The 17,375-nt window shown below is 33.8% G+C and carries 13 protein-coding genes; 6 read left to right on the forward strand and 7 right to left on the reverse strand.

Features of this window, described 5'->3' with window-relative positions; all coding sequences use genetic code 11:
• Nucleotides 1-47 precede the first annotated feature (47 nt).
• Nucleotides 48-989: a hydrogen peroxide-inducible genes activator gene (locus CAP47_RS02880; RefSeq protein WP_100775306.1), complete on the forward strand. Its 942-nt coding sequence runs from the start codon at nt 48-50 to the stop codon at nt 987-989.
• Between the two features lie 122 nt (nt 990-1,111).
• Nucleotides 1,112-2,689, forward strand: a complete 1,578-nt coding sequence (locus CAP47_RS02885; RefSeq protein ID WP_100775307.1) for a SulP family inorganic anion transporter — start codon at nt 1,112-1,114, stop codon at nt 2,687-2,689.
• A 128-nt stretch (nt 2,690-2,817) separates the two neighbouring features.
• Here CAP47_RS02885 and uvrB read toward each other — a convergent pair whose 3' ends face one another.
• From uvrB to CAP47_RS02920, 7 genes are all read right to left on the reverse strand, one after another.
• Nucleotides 2,818-4,824, reverse strand: coding sequence for an excinuclease ABC subunit UvrB (gene uvrB, locus CAP47_RS02890; protein WP_100775308.1), 2,007 nt, complete (start codon nt 4,822-4,824; stop codon nt 2,818-2,820).
• Between the two features lie 81 nt (nt 4,825-4,905).
• Nucleotides 4,906-5,292 (reverse strand): T9SS type B sorting domain-containing protein, encoded by a 387-nt coding sequence (locus CAP47_RS02895; protein ID WP_192869932.1) that lies wholly within the window; start codon nt 5,290-5,292, stop codon nt 4,906-4,908.
• A 105-nt stretch (nt 5,293-5,397) separates the two neighbouring features.
• Nucleotides 5,398-7,233, reverse strand: a complete 1,836-nt coding sequence (locus CAP47_RS02900) for a choice-of-anchor L domain-containing protein (RefSeq protein ID WP_153043478.1) — start codon at nt 7,231-7,233, stop codon at nt 5,398-5,400.
• 84 nt (nt 7,234-7,317) lie between these two features.
• Complete coding sequence (locus CAP47_RS02905) at nt 7,318-8,859, reverse strand: T9SS type B sorting domain-containing protein (RefSeq protein WP_100775311.1); 1,542 nt, start codon at nt 8,857-8,859, stop codon at nt 7,318-7,320.
• Nucleotides 8,840-9,910 (reverse strand): hypothetical protein, encoded by a 1,071-nt coding sequence (locus CAP47_RS02910; protein WP_100775312.1) that lies wholly within the window; start codon nt 9,908-9,910, stop codon nt 8,840-8,842. The genes CAP47_RS02905 and CAP47_RS02910 overlap by 20 nt, the downstream gene beginning before the upstream one ends.
• A 36-nt stretch (nt 9,911-9,946) precedes the next feature.
• On the reverse strand, nt 9,947-10,771 hold the full coding sequence (locus tag CAP47_RS02915) for an ABC transporter permease (protein ID WP_100775313.1): 825 nt from the start codon (nt 10,769-10,771) through the stop codon (nt 9,947-9,949).
• A 2-nt stretch (nt 10,772-10,773) separates the two neighbouring features.
• Entirely contained in the window at nt 10,774-11,670 is an 897-nt protein-coding gene (locus tag CAP47_RS02920) for an ABC transporter ATP-binding protein (protein WP_100775314.1), read from the reverse strand.
• 86 nt (nt 11,671-11,756) lie between these two features.
• Between CAP47_RS02920 and CAP47_RS02925 the strand changes: the two genes are divergently transcribed.
• The 4 genes from CAP47_RS02925 (at nt 11,757) to CAP47_RS02940 (ending at nt 17,359) form a co-directional block, all read left to right on the forward strand.
• On the forward strand, nt 11,757-12,818 hold the full coding sequence (locus CAP47_RS02925) for a hypothetical protein (RefSeq protein ID WP_100775315.1): 1,062 nt from the start codon (nt 11,757-11,759) through the stop codon (nt 12,816-12,818).
• Between the two features lie 52 nt (nt 12,819-12,870).
• Nucleotides 12,871-14,790: a M1 family metallopeptidase gene (locus tag CAP47_RS02930; RefSeq protein ID WP_202820545.1), complete on the forward strand. Its 1,920-nt coding sequence runs from the start codon at nt 12,871-12,873 to the stop codon at nt 14,788-14,790.
• A gap of 33 nt (nt 14,791-14,823) precedes the next feature.
• The gene (locus tag CAP47_RS02935) at nt 14,824-16,677 is read left to right on the forward strand and encodes a CocE/NonD family hydrolase (protein ID WP_100775317.1); all 1,854 of its coding nucleotides are present in this window, start codon (nt 14,824-14,826) and stop codon (nt 16,675-16,677) included.
• 211 nt (nt 16,678-16,888) lie between these two features.
• On the forward strand, nt 16,889-17,359 hold the full coding sequence (locus CAP47_RS02940) for a GbsR/MarR family transcriptional regulator (RefSeq protein WP_100775318.1): 471 nt from the start codon (nt 16,889-16,891) through the stop codon (nt 17,357-17,359).
• Nucleotides 17,360-17,375: the final 16 nt, after the last annotated feature.

Genomic DNA, 17,375 nt, shown 5'->3' on the forward strand with positions numbered 1-17,375 from the left:
ATAAATTTAATTAATAGTTTAGTGGTTTAATAATAGGTTTTTATAATATGACGATCACGCAATTAAAATATGTTTTAGCAGTTGCTGAAGCCAAAAATTTTACAAAAGCAGCAGAAAAGGTCTTTGTTACACAGCCAACTTTAAGTATGCAAGTTCAGAAACTTGAAGACGAGTTGGATGTGAAAATTTTCAACAGATCGAAAAAACCTATAGAGTTGACAGCTGTTGGTGTTCAAATTATTGAACAAGCTAAAAATATTGTCAATGAAAGTGACAGAATTTCAGATATCGTTGACCAACAAAAAGGATTTATAGGCGGAGAGTTTAACATCGGCATTATTTCGACTGTGATGCCAACTTTACTACCGATGTTTCTTAAAGCTTTTGTGAATCGCTATCCTAAAGTCAATCTCAAGATTGAGGAAATGACAACTGATGTGATGATAGAGAGAATCAAGAAAGGTCAACTTGATGCAGGCATAGCTGCAACACCTTTAGAAGATGAATTTATTGTTGAGAAACCGGTCTATTACGAGCCTTTTGTGGCTTATATTCCTCAAAATCATAGACTTTCTAATCTAAAAGAAATTAAAGAAAGTGATTTAATTCCAGATGAAATTTTGTTATTGGAAGATGGACATTGTTTTAAGGATAACATTTTAAATTTATGCAAAACGGTTAATTCAGAAGCAAATGATAGAAAATTCTTTTTGGAAAGTGGAAGCTTTGAAACTTTGATGCGTTTATCAGATGAAGGCCTTGGGATGACACTATTGCCGTATTTACACAGTTTAGATTTACCAGAGAAAAAGACATCGAATATTGTTCAATTTTCTAAACCTTATCCCGCGAGAGAAATAAGTATTATTCATCATAAAAATCAATTAAAAATTCAATTGGTAGAAGCACTTCAAAAGCTGATATTAGCAGTTGTAAAAGGTGCGATTCAGTTTCAGAATGTCAAAATCATCAGTCCACAGAAAGCATAATTCATCTTTAGAAACGAATTTTTATAAAAGTTAACTTCACAATACTTTCATAAATATAAATCTTCTGTTTTTTGTGTTAAAAAAAATACTATTTTTGCACGCTAAATTTTAGAAACAAGGCTATGCAAAAAATATTCAACCTTTTTGATTTTAAACAAAAAGTTGATTACAAGATCGAAGTTCTTTCTGGTCTTACTGTTGCCATAGCTCTTATTCCTGAAGCAGTTGCATTTGCGCTCATAGCAGGTTTGTCACCATTAACTGGTTTGTATGCTGCTTTTATAATGGGTATTATAACTGCAATTTTCGGTGGTCGCCCAGGTATGATTTCTGGAGCAACAGGAGCTGTTGCTGTCGTTTTCTTGGGTCTGGTAGAAACATTAAAATCTATGAACCCTGACATCACTATTGATGAAATCACTCAATATGTCTTTATTACAGTGATATTAGCAGGAATCATTCAAATGATTGCAGGCTTTTTGAAACTTGGTAAATTGATGCGTTTGGTGCCTCAACCTGTTATTTTTGGATTCGTGAATGGTTTAGCGATCATCATTTTCATGTCTCAGCTTCCTCAGTTTACTGTTGATAGTACTGTAAAAGGATCACCTTGGATGCAAGGGGAACAACTATATATGTTTTTAGGATTGGTTGCATTGACAATTCTCATTATTTGGACGCTTCCTAAATTGACTAAGGCTTTTCCTCCAGGCTTAGCTGCTATTTTAGTAATTTTCGGATTAGTTTATTTCTTTGGTATTGAAACTTCTACAGTTGGTGACATCGCTTCTGTTTCTGGTGGTTTTCCGATTCCATCGGTTCCTGATATTCCTTTTACTATAGATACACTTTTAATGGTCTTACCATATTCTGCAATAGTTGCAGGGGTTGGTCTTATTGAAAGCTTGTTGACACTTAATATTATTGATGAAATTACTGGAACTAGGGGTAAAAGTAACAAAGAAGCAATTGCTCAAGGTAGTGCAAATATTTTATCAGGATTCTTTCTTGGAATGGGTGGTTGCGCGATGCTTGGACAAAGTTTAATCAACATATCTTCAGGGTCTAGAGCAAGGTTATCAGGAATAATTGCTGCAATAGCTTTATTGATCTTCGTTATGTACGGTGCTAATATTATTGAACAACTTCCAATGGCTGCACTGACAGGACTGATGATTATGGTAGCTGTTGGAACTTTTGAGTGGGCGAGTTTTAAAACTTTACGTCGAATGCCAAAGTCTGATGTTATGGTCATGATATTGGTGACTGTTGTTACAGTTTTACTTCATAATTTGGCCTTGGCTGTTTTAGTAGGTGTTATTATAGCAGCACTTGTTTTTGCTTGGGATAATGCGAAACGTATTAGAGCAAGAAAGCGAATTGACGAAAATGGTGTTAAACATTATGAAATTTACGGCCCATTGTTTTTTGGTTCAACGACTATTTTTAATTCAAAATTTGATATTAAAAGCGATCCAGACGAAATTGTGATAGATTTTCATGAAAGTCGTGTTGTCGATATGTCAGCCATCGAAACTTTAAATAAATTGACAGAACGTTACCAAAAATTAGGTAAAACTGTTCATTTAAAACACCTGAGCCCAGATTGTCGAAAATTGTTGAAAAATGCAGACGAAATTATAGATGTCAACATTCTAGAAGACCCGAATTATAAAGTTATTTCAGATGATTTTGATTGATAACACAATAAATCTTGAATGGTATAGTTCTTGATTTAGACCAGTAAAAGAGGAGTGATTGTCTCTTTTTATTTTAGTTATATTAGTTGATTGTTGAAACCTCATAAAGTTTTTCTTTATGAGGTTTTTTATATCTTTTTCTCATTGAGCTTTTCTTGAAGCATTTTCAATTCATCGCGATATCTTGCAGCTTCCATAAAGTCAAGATCTTTTGCAGCGAGTTCCATTTTACCTCTTGCTTTCTTGATTTCACTTTTTAAATCTTTCTCAGAGTAGAGTTCAGCTGCTTCCTCTGCAGCTGCCAAAGTTGGCTGATCAATAATTTGATATTCATTCTTTTTAGCACCGCCAAAAGTATCATCAATAGCTTTCTTTAAAGCTTTTGGTGTAATATTATGCTCAGTATTGTATTTGATTTGTTTTGTACGTCTGTACTCAGTTTCATCAATTGTTTTTTGCATGCTATCAGTTACTCTATCAGCATACAAAATGGCACGTCCTTCTAGATGTCGAGCCGCACGACCAATGGTTTGTGTTAATGTTCTGTGACTTCTTAAAAAACCTTCTTTATCAGCATCTAAAATAGCAACTAAAGAAACTTCAGGTAAATCTAAGCCTTCTCTTAAAAGGTTGACACCGACGAGAACATCAAAAACACCTTTACGCAAATCTGTCATGATTTCAACCCTTTCTAAAGTATCGATATCACTGTGGATGTATCTTGTTTTGATATTCACACGCGTTAAGTATTTTGAAAGTTCTTCAGCCATTCTTTTAGTCAATGTTGTGACAAGAACACGCTGATCTTTTTCAATGCGTTTGTCGATTTCTTCTATCAAATCATCAATTTGATTTTGACTTGTTCTGACTTCAATTATCGGGTCTAAAAGTCCTGTTGGTCGAATTACTTGTTCTACATAAATGCCTTCAGAGTTTCGCAATTCATAATCTGCAGGTGTTGCACTCACATAAACGACTTGATTTTGTAAAGCTTCAAACTCTTCAAGTTTAAGGGGTCTGTTATCAATGGCGGCAGGTAAACGGAATCCGTATTCAACGAGGTTTTCTTTTCTTGATCTATCACCACCGTACATCGCACCGACCTGCGGAATTGTGACGTGACTTTCATCAACCAACATTAAATAATCATCTGGAAAATAATCTAATAAACAGAAAGGACGCGTACCAGGTTTTCTGCCATCAAGATATCGCGAATAGTTTTCGATACCGGAGCAATAACCAAGCTCTTTGATCATTTCTAAATCAAAATTTGTACGTTCCTCAATACGTTTAGCTTCTATGGGTTTTCCAATGTCTTCAAAATATTTAATCTGTTTCCCTAAATCAATTGCGATTTGATCAATCGCTTTATTGACAACTTCAGGTGAAGTCACAAAAATGTTGGCAGGATAAATATTCAGTTTGTCATAATTTGCCATCACCTCGTTATTAAGAGGATCAAAAGCTTCTATTTCTTCTATTTCATCTCCGAAAAAATGAATGCGATAGGCATGATCAGCATAACCAGGAAAAACATCAAGCGTGTCACCTTTTATTCTAAAATTACCATGTTGAAATTCAGCTTCTGTTCGAGAGTATAAACTTTGTACTAAGCGTTGAAGTAACTTTGTTCTGGATATTTCTTGGTCAATTTCAATGTTAATAACGTTTTTCTGAAATTCACTAGGGTTACCGATACCATATAAACAACTGACTGATGCAACAACTAAAACATCGCGACGGCCAGAAAGAAGGGAAGAGGTTGTACTTAAACGTAGCTTTTCAATTTCATCATTAATAGATAAATCTTTTTCGATATAGGTTCCTGTGGTTGGAATGTAAGCTTCAGGTTGGTAATAATCATAATAAGAAACGAAATACTCAATTGCATTCTCTGGAAAAAAAGACTTGAACTCAGCGTAGAGTTGCGCTGCAAGTGTTTTATTATGTGCTAAAACCAAAGTTGGTTTTTGGACTTTTTCAACAAGGTTCGCCATGGTAAAGGTTTTACCAGAGCCTGTGACGCCAAGTAATGTTTGATAGCGTTCATTTGAATTGATGCCTTTCATTAACTTATCAATCGCCTGTGGCTGATCGCCAGTGGGTTGATAATCAGAAGCAATTTGGAAATTCATTTTTACTGTTTTAACAAAAATACTTTGTCTACTTCATAAACCAAAACTATTTAAGACAGCTTTGGAGTTTGTGGAGAAAGATTATCTCTTGAGCGTAAAATGATCTGAGTAAACTGATCCATCTTTAAACTCTACACGGTACCAATAATCATTACTTGGCATTGGATGACCATTCCTGTCTCCATTCCATGAGCTTCTGTCTTCATTGATCACGTATAATATTTTACCATAGCGATCATAAATATGAATGCTCTCAATTGCATCAATTTGTTGAGCAGTTCCTTTTGGTGACCATATGTCATTATAGCCGTCATTATTGGGTGTAAAAAAGTCTGGAAATAAGATTGTTTTAAAACCTAAAGAGACGGTACCACAGCCATTTAAATCTTTGACATAAATAGTGTTGTCTGTTTCTCTGACATTAAAAATTGGTGATTCTTGAAAATCACCATCATTTAAAGCATACACATAATCTCCGATTCCTGAAGCTATGATTTCTATACTAAAATTGCCTGGAGCTCCACGAAGTTCATAATCTATTTCAGCTTTTTCTGAAACACTGACATTGAATATTTATGTTGTCATACAAGATTCAGATGCATCAGAACTGAAAATATCAACAATATAAGTACCAGCTTCTGAAACTTCTATTGTTGGAGTCGTTTCGCCAGTATCCCATTCGTAAACGAAGTTGCTGTTTGGGTTGTTGATATTTGGGATAAGTTCAATGGAATCTTCATTATTTAAGCATAGAGAAAGGTCTTGTTCCTCAGTATCTAAAATAGGCGACTCAATGTCATTTAGAGTTATTTTGGAAACAGAAGTACAATTAACCATATCATCAACACGATAAAAAACTTCTTGGGGTAATGTGTTTAATGGGTAACTAATTTCTTCAGCATCAACACTATTAATGTTGTTAGCAGCATCGTCATGAGAGTTGAAAAAAGTAATCTGATCCTCAAAATCAAGATTGTTTTCTTGCGTTATAAAATTTTCTAAATCTAGAATGTTGAATACGACATTGTTATTTTCATCTGTACAATTAAGAGACTCAAGAGGATTATATTCTGTTAAAGTTGTGAGTAAATCAAGATTAATAACTGTTTCGCAACCCTGAACTGTTTCGACAAGAATATAAACTCTCGTATTATTTTGAGCTGAAAAAGAGCTGACATTTTCTCCAGAAATAGGATTGACGTTATTTTCAGCATCTGCTTCATCTTCAAAAAAATTGATGATATTTAAGTCTAAACTTTCAATTTCACCTGAAATTAAATTTAAATCAAAAACAGTGTCACCTTGATCGGCTTCACATTGGGTTAATTCAAAATCAGCAAAACTCGGTTCATAAAACTCAACTTCAATTTCATCTGTAGCTGTGCAACCACCAGAGATTTCAACTTCAACTTGGTAATTTCCAGCACCAAAATCTGCTTCAGAAATTTCTAATTCTGAGGCGTTTTCATTTGAAATTAAACTGCCTTCATAATACCACCTAATTGTCGTATTATTTGGAGTGTCTAATAGATTGAGAGAGTAAACTTCATCTTTACACAAGGCATTGTTTCCAGTGAGATCGTTACCTAAATTTGCTCCGATATTAAAACTTTCTGCTTCAAGAAAAACAGCAGAGTCGTAACGGTAATTTGTATCATCAGCGATGACTAACTTAATTTCATAAGCTTGATTAGCCTCAACTTCGGTTTTCGCTGTCAAGACGGCAGTTTGTCCATTAAAGTTTGTTGCAGAATAATAGCCATTAAATTGGCCAAAATATTCCTCGTTTTCAGCTGGGCAACCATTTTGAACATCAATTGCAGGATGAACGGTTGTTACCGAAACCGGTATTGTTGTCTCTGGAATAACAGCAATGTTCTCGTAATTTTGCGTGCCAACTTTTCTGATTAAAAAAGCAAAAGCATCTGAATAACGACAAGTATTTCTGTCAAATTCTTGATATTCCTCTGAAGCAAAAATATATCTAAAGCTCAAGTTTTCAGCTTTTGGCGTGAATTCAAATTGTAGGATAGTTGCATTAGTCGTTTCACCAGCATTCAAACCAACAGCATTTTCGAGATCTTGATCTCCACCCCAATTAATACCATCATCATCACTTAAGTTATCATTTGGACCATTAACATTGTAGAGTTTTCCTGTACTCATCACGATTCCACTTTCAAAAGGGAAGTCAGAACCATTTTGTTCAAAATATCCGTAACTTTTAGTGTTTTCATTAAAGACACCTGAAATTGTGTTAGTGACTTCGATGTCTTCAACACAACCTGTTGTTCCAAATAGGATATCTTCGACAAGCTCATTGTCAGTGTAATTATTAGGAAAGCTAGAAATATATTGCGCATTAGATTGTATGCTGAACAATAAGAGTAAAGCTAAAAAATACTTCAAGGTCATAAATTTTAAAAGGGCTGCAAAAATAGAGAAATTATCAGTTATATAACTATGATTTAAATCAAGTTTTCAGAATTTAAACTAACGTTTTAAAGTAAAATGACCACGGAACAATTCTCCATCGATCATTTCAATTCTATACCAATAATCGTTTGAAGGCATATCTTCTCCATTATAGGTGCCGTCCCAACCTTGTTCGCCTGGTTCAAAGCTAAAAAGATGTTTTCCGTATCTGTCAAAAATATAGATTTCAGCAATGCGATGATCGGTAGCGATAACGCCATTTAGTCTCCAGAAGTCGTTATAGTTATCTTCATTAGGTGTGAAGAACTGAGGAATACCGAGTAAGCCAACCCGGTCAGAAACAATTCCGCAGCCACTTTTATCACGAATAAAAATATCATAAATTCCAGCTCTTAAATTTTCAAAAATTGGACTGTCTTGAAAGTTATCTGGCGTGCCAATCGCATATTCGTATTCACCAAAATTATTATCTGATAATATGATAATGATTTGGTTACTCGAAACTTGTGCTTCTTTAATCTGTATTGAATATTCAGGAGTGCTTGAATAAGAAACTTCATAATTTCTAATGGCACTACATCCAGTAATATTATCAGTGATAATAACTGAGTAACTCCCGTTGGTATTAATTTCTATACTTTCTGAATTTTCACCAGTTGACCATTCGTATGAGAAATTATTGATCTCATTATCTTGAATTCCAGATGTTAAACTGATTGTTTCTGGATAAGAATTTTTACAATAAATCACTTCCAAATCATCAGCTAACTGAGGGCTTTCTGATCGTTTTAAAGTAATATTGGCATAAGATGTACAAACATTATTACTCAAAATCTTTGCAACAACAACTTGATTGTTTTCAAGGCTTTGATAGTTTGTGAAATCAGTGATTTCATTTTCATCGTTAAAAGCGTCATTGTCATTCAAGTAATATTTATAATCAAGTGAGATATCAGTTAAATCTAAATTTTCTGTTATTTGATTGTTGGCTTCATTAAGATTATAAAAAACTAAATTACTATCAACAGGATCACATTCATAAATTTCAGCTTCATTAAACTCGGGTGGAGCAGTAAAAGTAATTTTGGCAGTTCCAACCAAAGGGCAGCTACCATCATTTTTATTGATTTCTAGTTTATAAAAAGCTGTGTAAGGAAAACTCACATTTTCAGGTGCATTGACTTCTAAGTTTTCACTTGTTTCGTTATTCAAAACTTCATCATCTTTAGACCAAGTGTAATCGGCGCCAGTGATATTGTCATATGATAATGTGAAACTTTCATCGTAACAAAGGTTAAGTTCATTAGTATAAAAATCATCTAGATTCACGATATCAATTTTATCTAAAAACAAAGATTGGATAAATGGAGGCAATCCAAATAAGCTGTTATTATTCCCTAAGTTTATTGCGCCTTCTAACTGTGATGAGGTGTAGTTTGCATCAAGTCCGCTTTCTTCTGGATTTTTGATAACTCCTAAAGTACTATCGTTAATTAAAGCAACATAAATTCTTCCATCTGGGCCTAATTGAAGTGCACCTTTTTGATTGTTGTCATTTGATATCATTGTTGCAGAGTCTTCAATGGTGTTTGCTTCCAAATCCCATTTGAAAAATACTCATATTATTAACCGCCGCATATGCTTTGTTTGAAGAAGATGAGAAGGCTGTACCGTAAGCATTAACATTGTCAATTAAAAGGAGTGGATTCGTGACCTGGCCTGTTGTGTTGTCAAAATCAAATAAATAGACATTGCCATCACCACCATCATTTCCGAGTTGATCTTGGCTGTAAGTCATCGCGTTGTTAGCAACAATAATTTTTTGACCATTTGGTGATGCCTTCATATAACCTAAAGCTGCTCGTCTGTAATTATCAGTCGTCACAGCTGGACCTGCTTGACTGATAACAGGATTTGTATCAACACCATTTTCATCAATTTTAAAAGCATAAAAGCGATCAACGAAATGTGTAATCAACCAAATAGAACTACAATCAGAACTTCTCACAGCAGTAATTTTTTCTGATGCTTTATATTTTACCTCTTCAGGGTCATTAACATCATAAGTGATCAAATGAATATTTTTTTGAGTATCAACGACATCGCCTAGACCGCTATCTAAAGTCATGTCAACCAAAGAATAATTTAAGCCATTATTGTATCCATCATCATCTTGTGGGACTTGATGACCAGGCACATCTGAATAGGTGCTAGTCGGATTTCCACTTTCATCAGCTGGTCCTTGATTAGGATACGCGTTAGCATTATCGTGATGAGGTTCATCTAAAGTGAAAACATAATATAAATGACTTTCAGTTGGATGCGGTACAATTAACCCACTTGATGTACTTGAGGGATCGCCGTGTAAACCATCGTAATTAGTTGATGGCGCGTAGTTGGCGTTAGACATGGGTTGGTGGAGTTTGTTCCAAACTGTTCTGCCATCTGTATAAAAAAGTAATTGTCCTGCTGAAGTTGAAATTGAAGAACAACCTTCATTGGTTGATAAGACGCCATCATCTAAGGCTGTTGGTGGGTTTGTTTCAAAACTTAAGCCTGCTCTATTTCCAAAATACCAATTATGCGCCTCATTTTGACTATATGAAGCGCATGTAATAAATAGAAATAATAAAAGTTGATAATATTTCAAATGTATTTTTCTTTGTTGTCAAAGATAAAATATTTGTTAGAGATCACGTTTCTTAAGAATAGCAAATGAGCCGTAAATAAAAATAAATGTCCATACCAGAACAATCATGATGCTAACAAAACTCACATCATAAGACTTAATGAAAGTTGGATCTATAGACTGGGCCCCCATTTTTATATTTTCCATTCTAGTTATAGGCTCGATGATTAAATTTGACATTGACTCTAGCGGAAGAAATTTTAAAATAAAATCTAAACCTTCAGCTTTAAATTTGACAATCAGTGTCACAATGACTTCAAAAACCCAGATTAGAAATAAAAAACCTAATGCAAAAGCTGATCTTTTGACGAGAATACCCAGAAACATGCATAAAGAAAAGAAGCCTAAAAGTTTGACAAAATATGCTAGGAGATATTCTAAGTCAGAAAAAACAATACTTAATTCATTAAAGTCAGAGAAAGAATAACCAAGAATTAAACTCACAATAAAAACCAATACAGTTGAAGCAAAAGCAAAAAAGACAACGTTTAAAAATTTAGATAAAATAAACTCTTTTTTACTCAACCCATCAATTAAGTTTTGTTTTAAAGTACGATTGGTATATTCGCTAGACATCATGGAAACGATAACAATAGCTAAGAAAATTTTGAGTAAAGCTAGTATGTAAGTGTTGAAATGCCAGATATAAGGAAAGTTGAAAATGCCTTGTTCAGCTAACTGAAAGTCTATTGAACCAAAATTAAAACGAATTGAACTAAAAAGTGTAATCCCAAAAAAGAGAGCAAAATAAATGATGCTTAATGTCTTTGCAGAACGGCTATTTTTGAGTTTATGAAACTCTATTAAGAATAATCTTTTCATGATTAGGATTTTGTAAGTTCAAGGAATTGTTCTTCTAATGTTTCTTTTCTTTTGATGAGGTGACTAAAATAGATATCACTTTCTGCAGCAATTTTATTGAATTCATCAGCCATAAAATCTTTATTTAAAAAAGCTTTATAAGTGCCGTTATCATCAATTTTAAAATGCTCAATATATGTTTGTACATTCAGGAATTCTTCTAGCTTTTTGCTGTCATTGGCTGCCACTTCAAAGAAACCATGTGTTGCATTCATTTGGTCAACACTGCCTGCATAAAGCATTTTACCATGACGTATAATGACGACATGCGAACAGACTTTTTCAACTTCATCTAAAAGATGTGAGGCTAATAAAATCGTCATCCCTTCGGCAGCGATATTTTTGATTATTTGCCTGATTTGATGAATGCCCTGCGGATCTAAACCATTGGTTGGTTCGTCTAAAATTAAAATTTCAGGATCATTCAAAAGAGCAGAGGCAATAGCTAATCTTTGTTTCATTCCTAATGAAAAACTTTTAAATTTACTTTTTTGACGATCGGCTAGATCAACTATTTTAAGTTTTTCTTCAATTTTAGAATAAGGAACATCTTTTATTTTACAGACCAGTTTCAGGTTGTCTTCGGCCGACATGTTTGGATAGAAATTAGGACTTTCGATTATCGCACCGACTTTTTTTAGAGCTTCGTGCGTGTTTTCTCTGTTTCCAAACCACTTAAATTCACCTGACGTTTTATTGACAACATTAAGTACAATACCCAAAGTTGTAGATTTTCCACTGCCATTTGGACCAAGAATACCATAAACATTTCCCTTCTCAATTGTGAAGCTCAAATCATTAACTGCTGTTAAATTCCCGAATTTCTTGGTGAGATGGTTTAATTCTAAAATTTTATTCAAAATAAGATGTTTTTTTTATGTGACGGATTAATTCATATATTGTTACATTTATCGCAGATGATTATTCAAATTCATAAAAAGCAGCAATGGAAAAAAAATTGATGTCAAAGAAAAAGCCTAGCTTTCCTATCAATGATACCTTAAATAAATATCTTTCGGACTTTAGTCGAAAAACAAAAATACCTGTTTCTTACGAAGATTTACTTCGTTTTTCAGGTTCTATTGTTGTCTATGATAAAAATGATGATGATACACTTTGGGTGCGTTGCTATTACCCAGATTACGAGCGTGAGGAAATTGACAGAAGCTTGAAGAAAGTTTATTTAATCTTACATTCTGATGGTAAAAGCGCGCAATTGGATTATCTTAATGTTGATGCGATTGATTATTGCACTTTTGGAAATTCAAAACCATTTCGCATTAAGGTCAGAAATGTTTTAAATGATAACTTTACTTATTTCTATATTAAAAAAGCAGATGCTTCACGCATTTATGGTCTTGAGTTTGAACATATTTTATCGCCGCACAGAATCAATTTTTTGGTTTATAAAGATTCCTTAATCGAAGAACATATTGCAGGAATTCCTGGTGATGTTTTTATAAAAGATGAACTGCCAGAATGTGATTATCACGCCAAAGCAGAAATAGCAAAACAGTTTGTGAAATTTAATGAACGATGTACGCTAAGATTGCTCGGTGATATGCGATCTTATAATTATGTGGTGATTCCGACACACGACTTTGATCATGTTGATTATAAAATTCGAGCGATTGATTTTGATCAACAAAGTTATGAGGGTAATCTGAAGGTTTACAAGCCTCAGTTTTTCAAAGAAAATTATAAGATGGTCAAACTCGTTGAAAGGCATCTTGAAGAAGCCTCAATACAACAATATGTTTTAGAAGAAAGATCACAGGTTGCAAAACGATTAATCACTTCACAGAAAAGATTTAGGATGTTGATAAGATGCATGATTAAAGACAAGATTTCTTCAAGGGAAAATGTACTTCAGTTAAGAAGTGAACTCGTTGATTATACGAGAGATATCAAGTTTAAGCGTGCCAAAACTATGGGGCATATTCTTAAAACAGCTTTAGACTTTGTAAAGCGTAATTATCTAGAAATTGAGGAGGATTCCTATAATTAATTTTTGTTTTGTGAAAACACTTTCTATTTTTAGCAAAAAATTCTTTAAAATGATGAAATATAATTTTTTAGCATTGCTTATGGCAGTGTTAAGTTTAAACGCTCATGCCCAACTTGAATCAAATCAAGATGAGTTTAATGATTTTATGTATAGACAAGGGAATACCTTTAGAGCAGCCTCAGGTGAACCTGGCACCAATTATTTTCAAAACTCTTCTGATTATAAAATCGATGTAAGTTTGGATTCTGAAACACATCAGATCAAGGGAAGTTTGACGATGGAGTATGTCAACAATAGTCCTTATGATTTAGATTTTATTTGGATGTATGTTGAACAAAATCGTTTTACTGAAGATTCTCGAGGGACTTTAACAACACCAATTGGAGGAAACCGATATAATGGTGATACAGATAAAGGGATGACAATCTCTAATTTAGTTGCAAAAACACAAGGCTCAAGTTCATCAAAACATTTGATAACTGACACGCGAATGAAAGTTTACTTTGACAAACCTATTAAAGCCAACGGAGGAAAGGCAGAGGTGAATATGGACTTTGAGTACATTATTCCTGTTGACGGGATGGACAGAATGGGGCGTTTAAAAACCGAAAACGGCTGGATTTACGCCATGGCGCAATGGTTTCCACAGGTAGCTGTTTTTGATGATGTTGTGGGTTGGAATACTGAGCCATATCTAGGAGCTGGTGAGTTTTATTTTGGCTATGGTGATTTTGAAGTCAATATCACAGCACCATTTGATCAAATTATCGTGAGTTCAGGTCGGTTAATTAATCCAAAAGAAGTGCTTTCTAAGAAGCTTCAAAGAAGAATGAAAAAAGCTCAAAAAAGTGATAAGACCGTTTATTTGATTAAACCTGATGAGATTTTAGATCAATCTTTAAAAGCCAAACAATCAGGGACTTTAATATGGAAGTTTAAAATTGATAATTCTAGAGATTTTGCATTTGCATCATCACGGGCTTTTATTTGGGATGCAGCAAAAATGAATTTGTCTGATAACAGAGAAGCCTTAGCGCAATCTGTATATCCAATCGAAAGTGATGGACAAAATGCATGGTCACGTTCAACAGAATACACAAAAGCATCAGTTGAGCATTACTCAGAAAAATGGTTTGAATACCCTTATGACGTAGCAGTTAATGTTGCTGCTGAAATCGGCGGAATGGAATATCCGGCATTAAGTTTTTGTAGTTATGACCGTCAATCTGGCCGATTATGGGGCGTCACTGATCATGAATTTGGTCACAATTGGTTCCCGATGATTGTTGGTTCTAATGAGCGCCGTTATGCATGGATGGATGAGGGCTTCAATACCTTCATTAATTATTATTCAACAAAAGCATTTAATGATGGTGAATATCCTGCGGGTCTGGATAACCGAAGAAGAATGGTACCTTGGTTTAAAAGTGATTTTAGAGAAGGGATTGATACATATCCTGATGTTACAAATTTAAGAAACTTAGGAATGACAGCATACTATAAACCAGCTCTAGGCTTGTTGATGTTAAGAGAGTATATTTTAGGGGGAAAACGCTTTGATGAAGCTTTTAAATCTTACATCAATACATGGGCTTACAAACATCCACAACCTTCAGACTTTTTCAATCATATGGAAAATGTAACTGGAGAAAACCTAAACTGGTTTTGGAAAAATTGGTTTTATGGCAATAATAATATTGATTTGGCAATTAGCAAAGTGGAGAAAAAGAATGCTAATTACTTATTGACTTTTGAAAATAAAGGCGACATCCCAATGCCTGTTCGTTATAAAGTTAGTTTTGCTGATGGCTCTCAAGAAATAAAAACACTTCCTGTTGAAGTATGGCAACGTGGTAACTCTTGGACGCATGAGTACCAAACAAATCAAGAAATTATTAAAGTTGAGATTGATCCTGAGAAGAAATTAGTCGATATCAATTCAGCTAATGACATTTGGTCTTCTGAAGATTAATTATCAGGGTTGAAAAATCATTTTAAACATTATATGAGAAATGTAAACAAGAGAATTTTAGTTAGCCTTTTATGTGTTTTTAGTTTTGTGCAAGTTTATGCGCAAACAACTTTTGATGTCAAAAAGCATTATGACAAAAAAGAGGTTAATATTGAAATGCGAGATGGTATAAAATTGCACACAACAATTTATTCTCCAAAAGATAAATCACAAGAATATCCTATCATTATGCAACGAACGCCCTATAGTTCGCTACCATATGGTGAGGACAATTTTAGAAGACGCATCGGTCCCAATGAACAATTGATGAAAGAAGGAAACATTATTGTTTATCAAGATGTGCGTGGACGATGGATGAGCGAAGGTGTTTACGACAATATGCGAGCTTATATTCCAAACAAAAAAGGGAATGAAATTGATGAAGCTAGCGACACTTATGATACAATCGAATGGTTGATCAACAATGTGGAGAATACGAATAAAAAAGTTGGTGTTTGGGGCATTTCTTATCCAGGGTTTTATGCAAGTTATGCATTACTTTCAGAGCATCCAGCCTTAAAAGCAGCTTCTCCACAAGCGCCAATTGGCGATTTTTATTTTGATGATTTTCATCACAATGGAGCTTTCTTGCTTTCATACTGGCGCGCGTCTTATTTATTCGGCGCGATGAAAGATGAACCAAAAGATAAACCTTGGTATAAATTGCCAAAAGTCAATACACAAGATCAATATCAGTTTTTCATGGAACACATGCCATTATCTAAACTCGATGTTCATGATGATGGCCAAAATGTTTTCTGGAATCAAATTAAAGAACACCCTAATTATGATGAGTTTTGGCAGAAAAGAGGCTTGATTCAGCATTTGGAAAAAGTTGATATCAAACCTGCTGTGATGACAGTTGGCGGTTTGTTTGATGCTGAAGATTTGTACGGACCATTTAACACTTATAAAGCTATCGAAAAAAATAACGACAACTTTAATATGTTAGTTTTCGGACCGTGGAGTCATGGTGACTGGGCAAGAAAATCTAAAAGACAAGTGATAGGAAATATTCATTTTGGAGATGATCTTTCTGAGGAATATCAGAACAATTATGAAACTGTATTTTTTAATCATTTCTTAAAGTCAAACTCTGAAAATATTGATTTAGCTGAAGCTCATATTTTTAATACAGGCACAAAAAAGTGGAATGATTTTGATGCTTGGCCTCCAAAAAATGTTTCTAAGAAAAGCTTTTATTTAGGTGCTAATCAAAAATTGACACCTCAGAAAAATGAGAAGTCAGAAGTGAAATTTGTAAGTGATCCTCAAAAACCTGTTCCATATTCTGAAGATATCAAGTTCGGGTTTACACCAAGAAAATTCATGACTGATGATCAAAGATTTGCAGCAAGAAGACCTGATGTTTTGGTTTTTGAAACAGAAGTTTTTGATGAAGATTTTACCATTTCAGGAGAAGTTTTAGCAGATTTAAAAGTTGCAACAACAGGAACTGCCGCTGATTGGATTGTGAAAATAGTAGATGTTTTCCCTTCAGATACTGAAAACACTAAAGATGTTCAAGACCATCTGAAGTTATCAAACTATCACATGATGGTGAGAAGTGAAGTTTTTAGAGGACGCTACCGAGATGGATTTGATCGACCAAAAGCTTTTAAGCCTAATAAAAAGGAAACAGTTAAAATTACTTTGCAGGATATTAATCATACATTTAAAAAAGGACACAAGCTACAAGTTCAAGTACAAAGCAGCTTTTTTCCATATATAGATATGAATCCACAAACTTATGTTGATAACATATTTGAGGCTAAAAAAGAAGATTTCAAAAAACAAACACATACAATATTTGGTGATTCGAAAATTATTTTCGATTTTGCTGAATAATTACAATCAACTAAAATAACTATCAAGGCTGTCAATTTTGGCAGCTTTTTTTTGTTGAGATAATTCATCTTTAACATTTATTATGATCACTTCTGTTTTTTGTTAAGTGTGAATATTTCTTGAGTTAAATATTTTTAACATATTTTTAGTCTAAGTTAGTTCGGTTTTTTCGGAACTAATATTATTTTTGCATCGTTTTAAATTTAACGGTATGAATCAGCAACTTGAAGAGAGAAGATCAGTTTTGATTGAGAAGTTGGGTGTGTTCTTTGAAAAAGAGCACCACTTAGCGCCAGTTGCTGCTCGTATTTTTTCATTGATTATTCTATCAGGGAAAAAGGGAGTGACATTTGAAGAGCTCGTCTGTCGCTTAAAAGCTGGTAAAAGCACGGTTTCTACACATCTAGAAAGTTTACAATTACATAATAAAATAGAATATTTCACTTTAGTTGGTGATAGAAAAAGATATTTTATAGTCAATAAAGATTTAATGCTTAACTCTCTAGATGAATTACAGAAGCAATGGACAGAACAAAAATCACTTTTTCAAGAAGTTTTGTCTTTCAAAAAAGAATGTATGGCTGAGGACGAATCTGGTGAGGAAAACTTTGATCTTCAATTTCAAAAAAACTTCATCGCTTATGCAGATGATATTCTGCAGTCTATCAGTAAAATAAAATAAATCCTAAATACAACAA

The organism is Psychroflexus sp. S27 (assembly GCF_002810405.1).
Lineage (GTDB): Bacteria > Bacteroidota > Bacteroidia > Flavobacteriales > Flavobacteriaceae > Psychroflexus > Psychroflexus halocasei_A.

Coding starts and splice junctions, on each gene's coding strand:
- CAP47_RS02885 (WP_100775307.1), top strand. CDS start 1,112: ATGCAAAAAATATTCAACCTTTTTGATTTTAAACAAAAAGTTGATTAC.
- CAP47_RS02915 (WP_100775313.1), bottom strand. CDS start 10,771: ATGAAAAGATTATTCTTAATAGAGTTTCATAAACTCAAAAATAGCCGT.
- CAP47_RS02935 (WP_100775317.1), top strand. CDS start 14,824: ATGAGAAATGTAAACAAGAGAATTTTAGTTAGCCTTTTATGTGTTTTT.
- uvrB (WP_100775308.1), bottom strand. CDS start 4,824: ATGAATTTCCAAATTGCTTCTGATTATCAACCCACTGGCGATCAGCCA.
- CAP47_RS02940 (WP_100775318.1), top strand. CDS start 16,889: ATGAATCAGCAACTTGAAGAGAGAAGATCAGTTTTGATTGAGAAGTTG.
- CAP47_RS02880 (WP_100775306.1), top strand. CDS start 48: ATGACGATCACGCAATTAAAATATGTTTTAGCAGTTGCTGAAGCCAAA.
- CAP47_RS02930 (WP_202820545.1), top strand. CDS start 12,871: ATGAAATATAATTTTTTAGCATTGCTTATGGCAGTGTTAAGTTTAAAC.
- CAP47_RS02925 (WP_100775315.1), top strand. CDS start 11,757: ATGGAAAAAAAATTGATGTCAAAGAAAAAGCCTAGCTTTCCTATCAAT.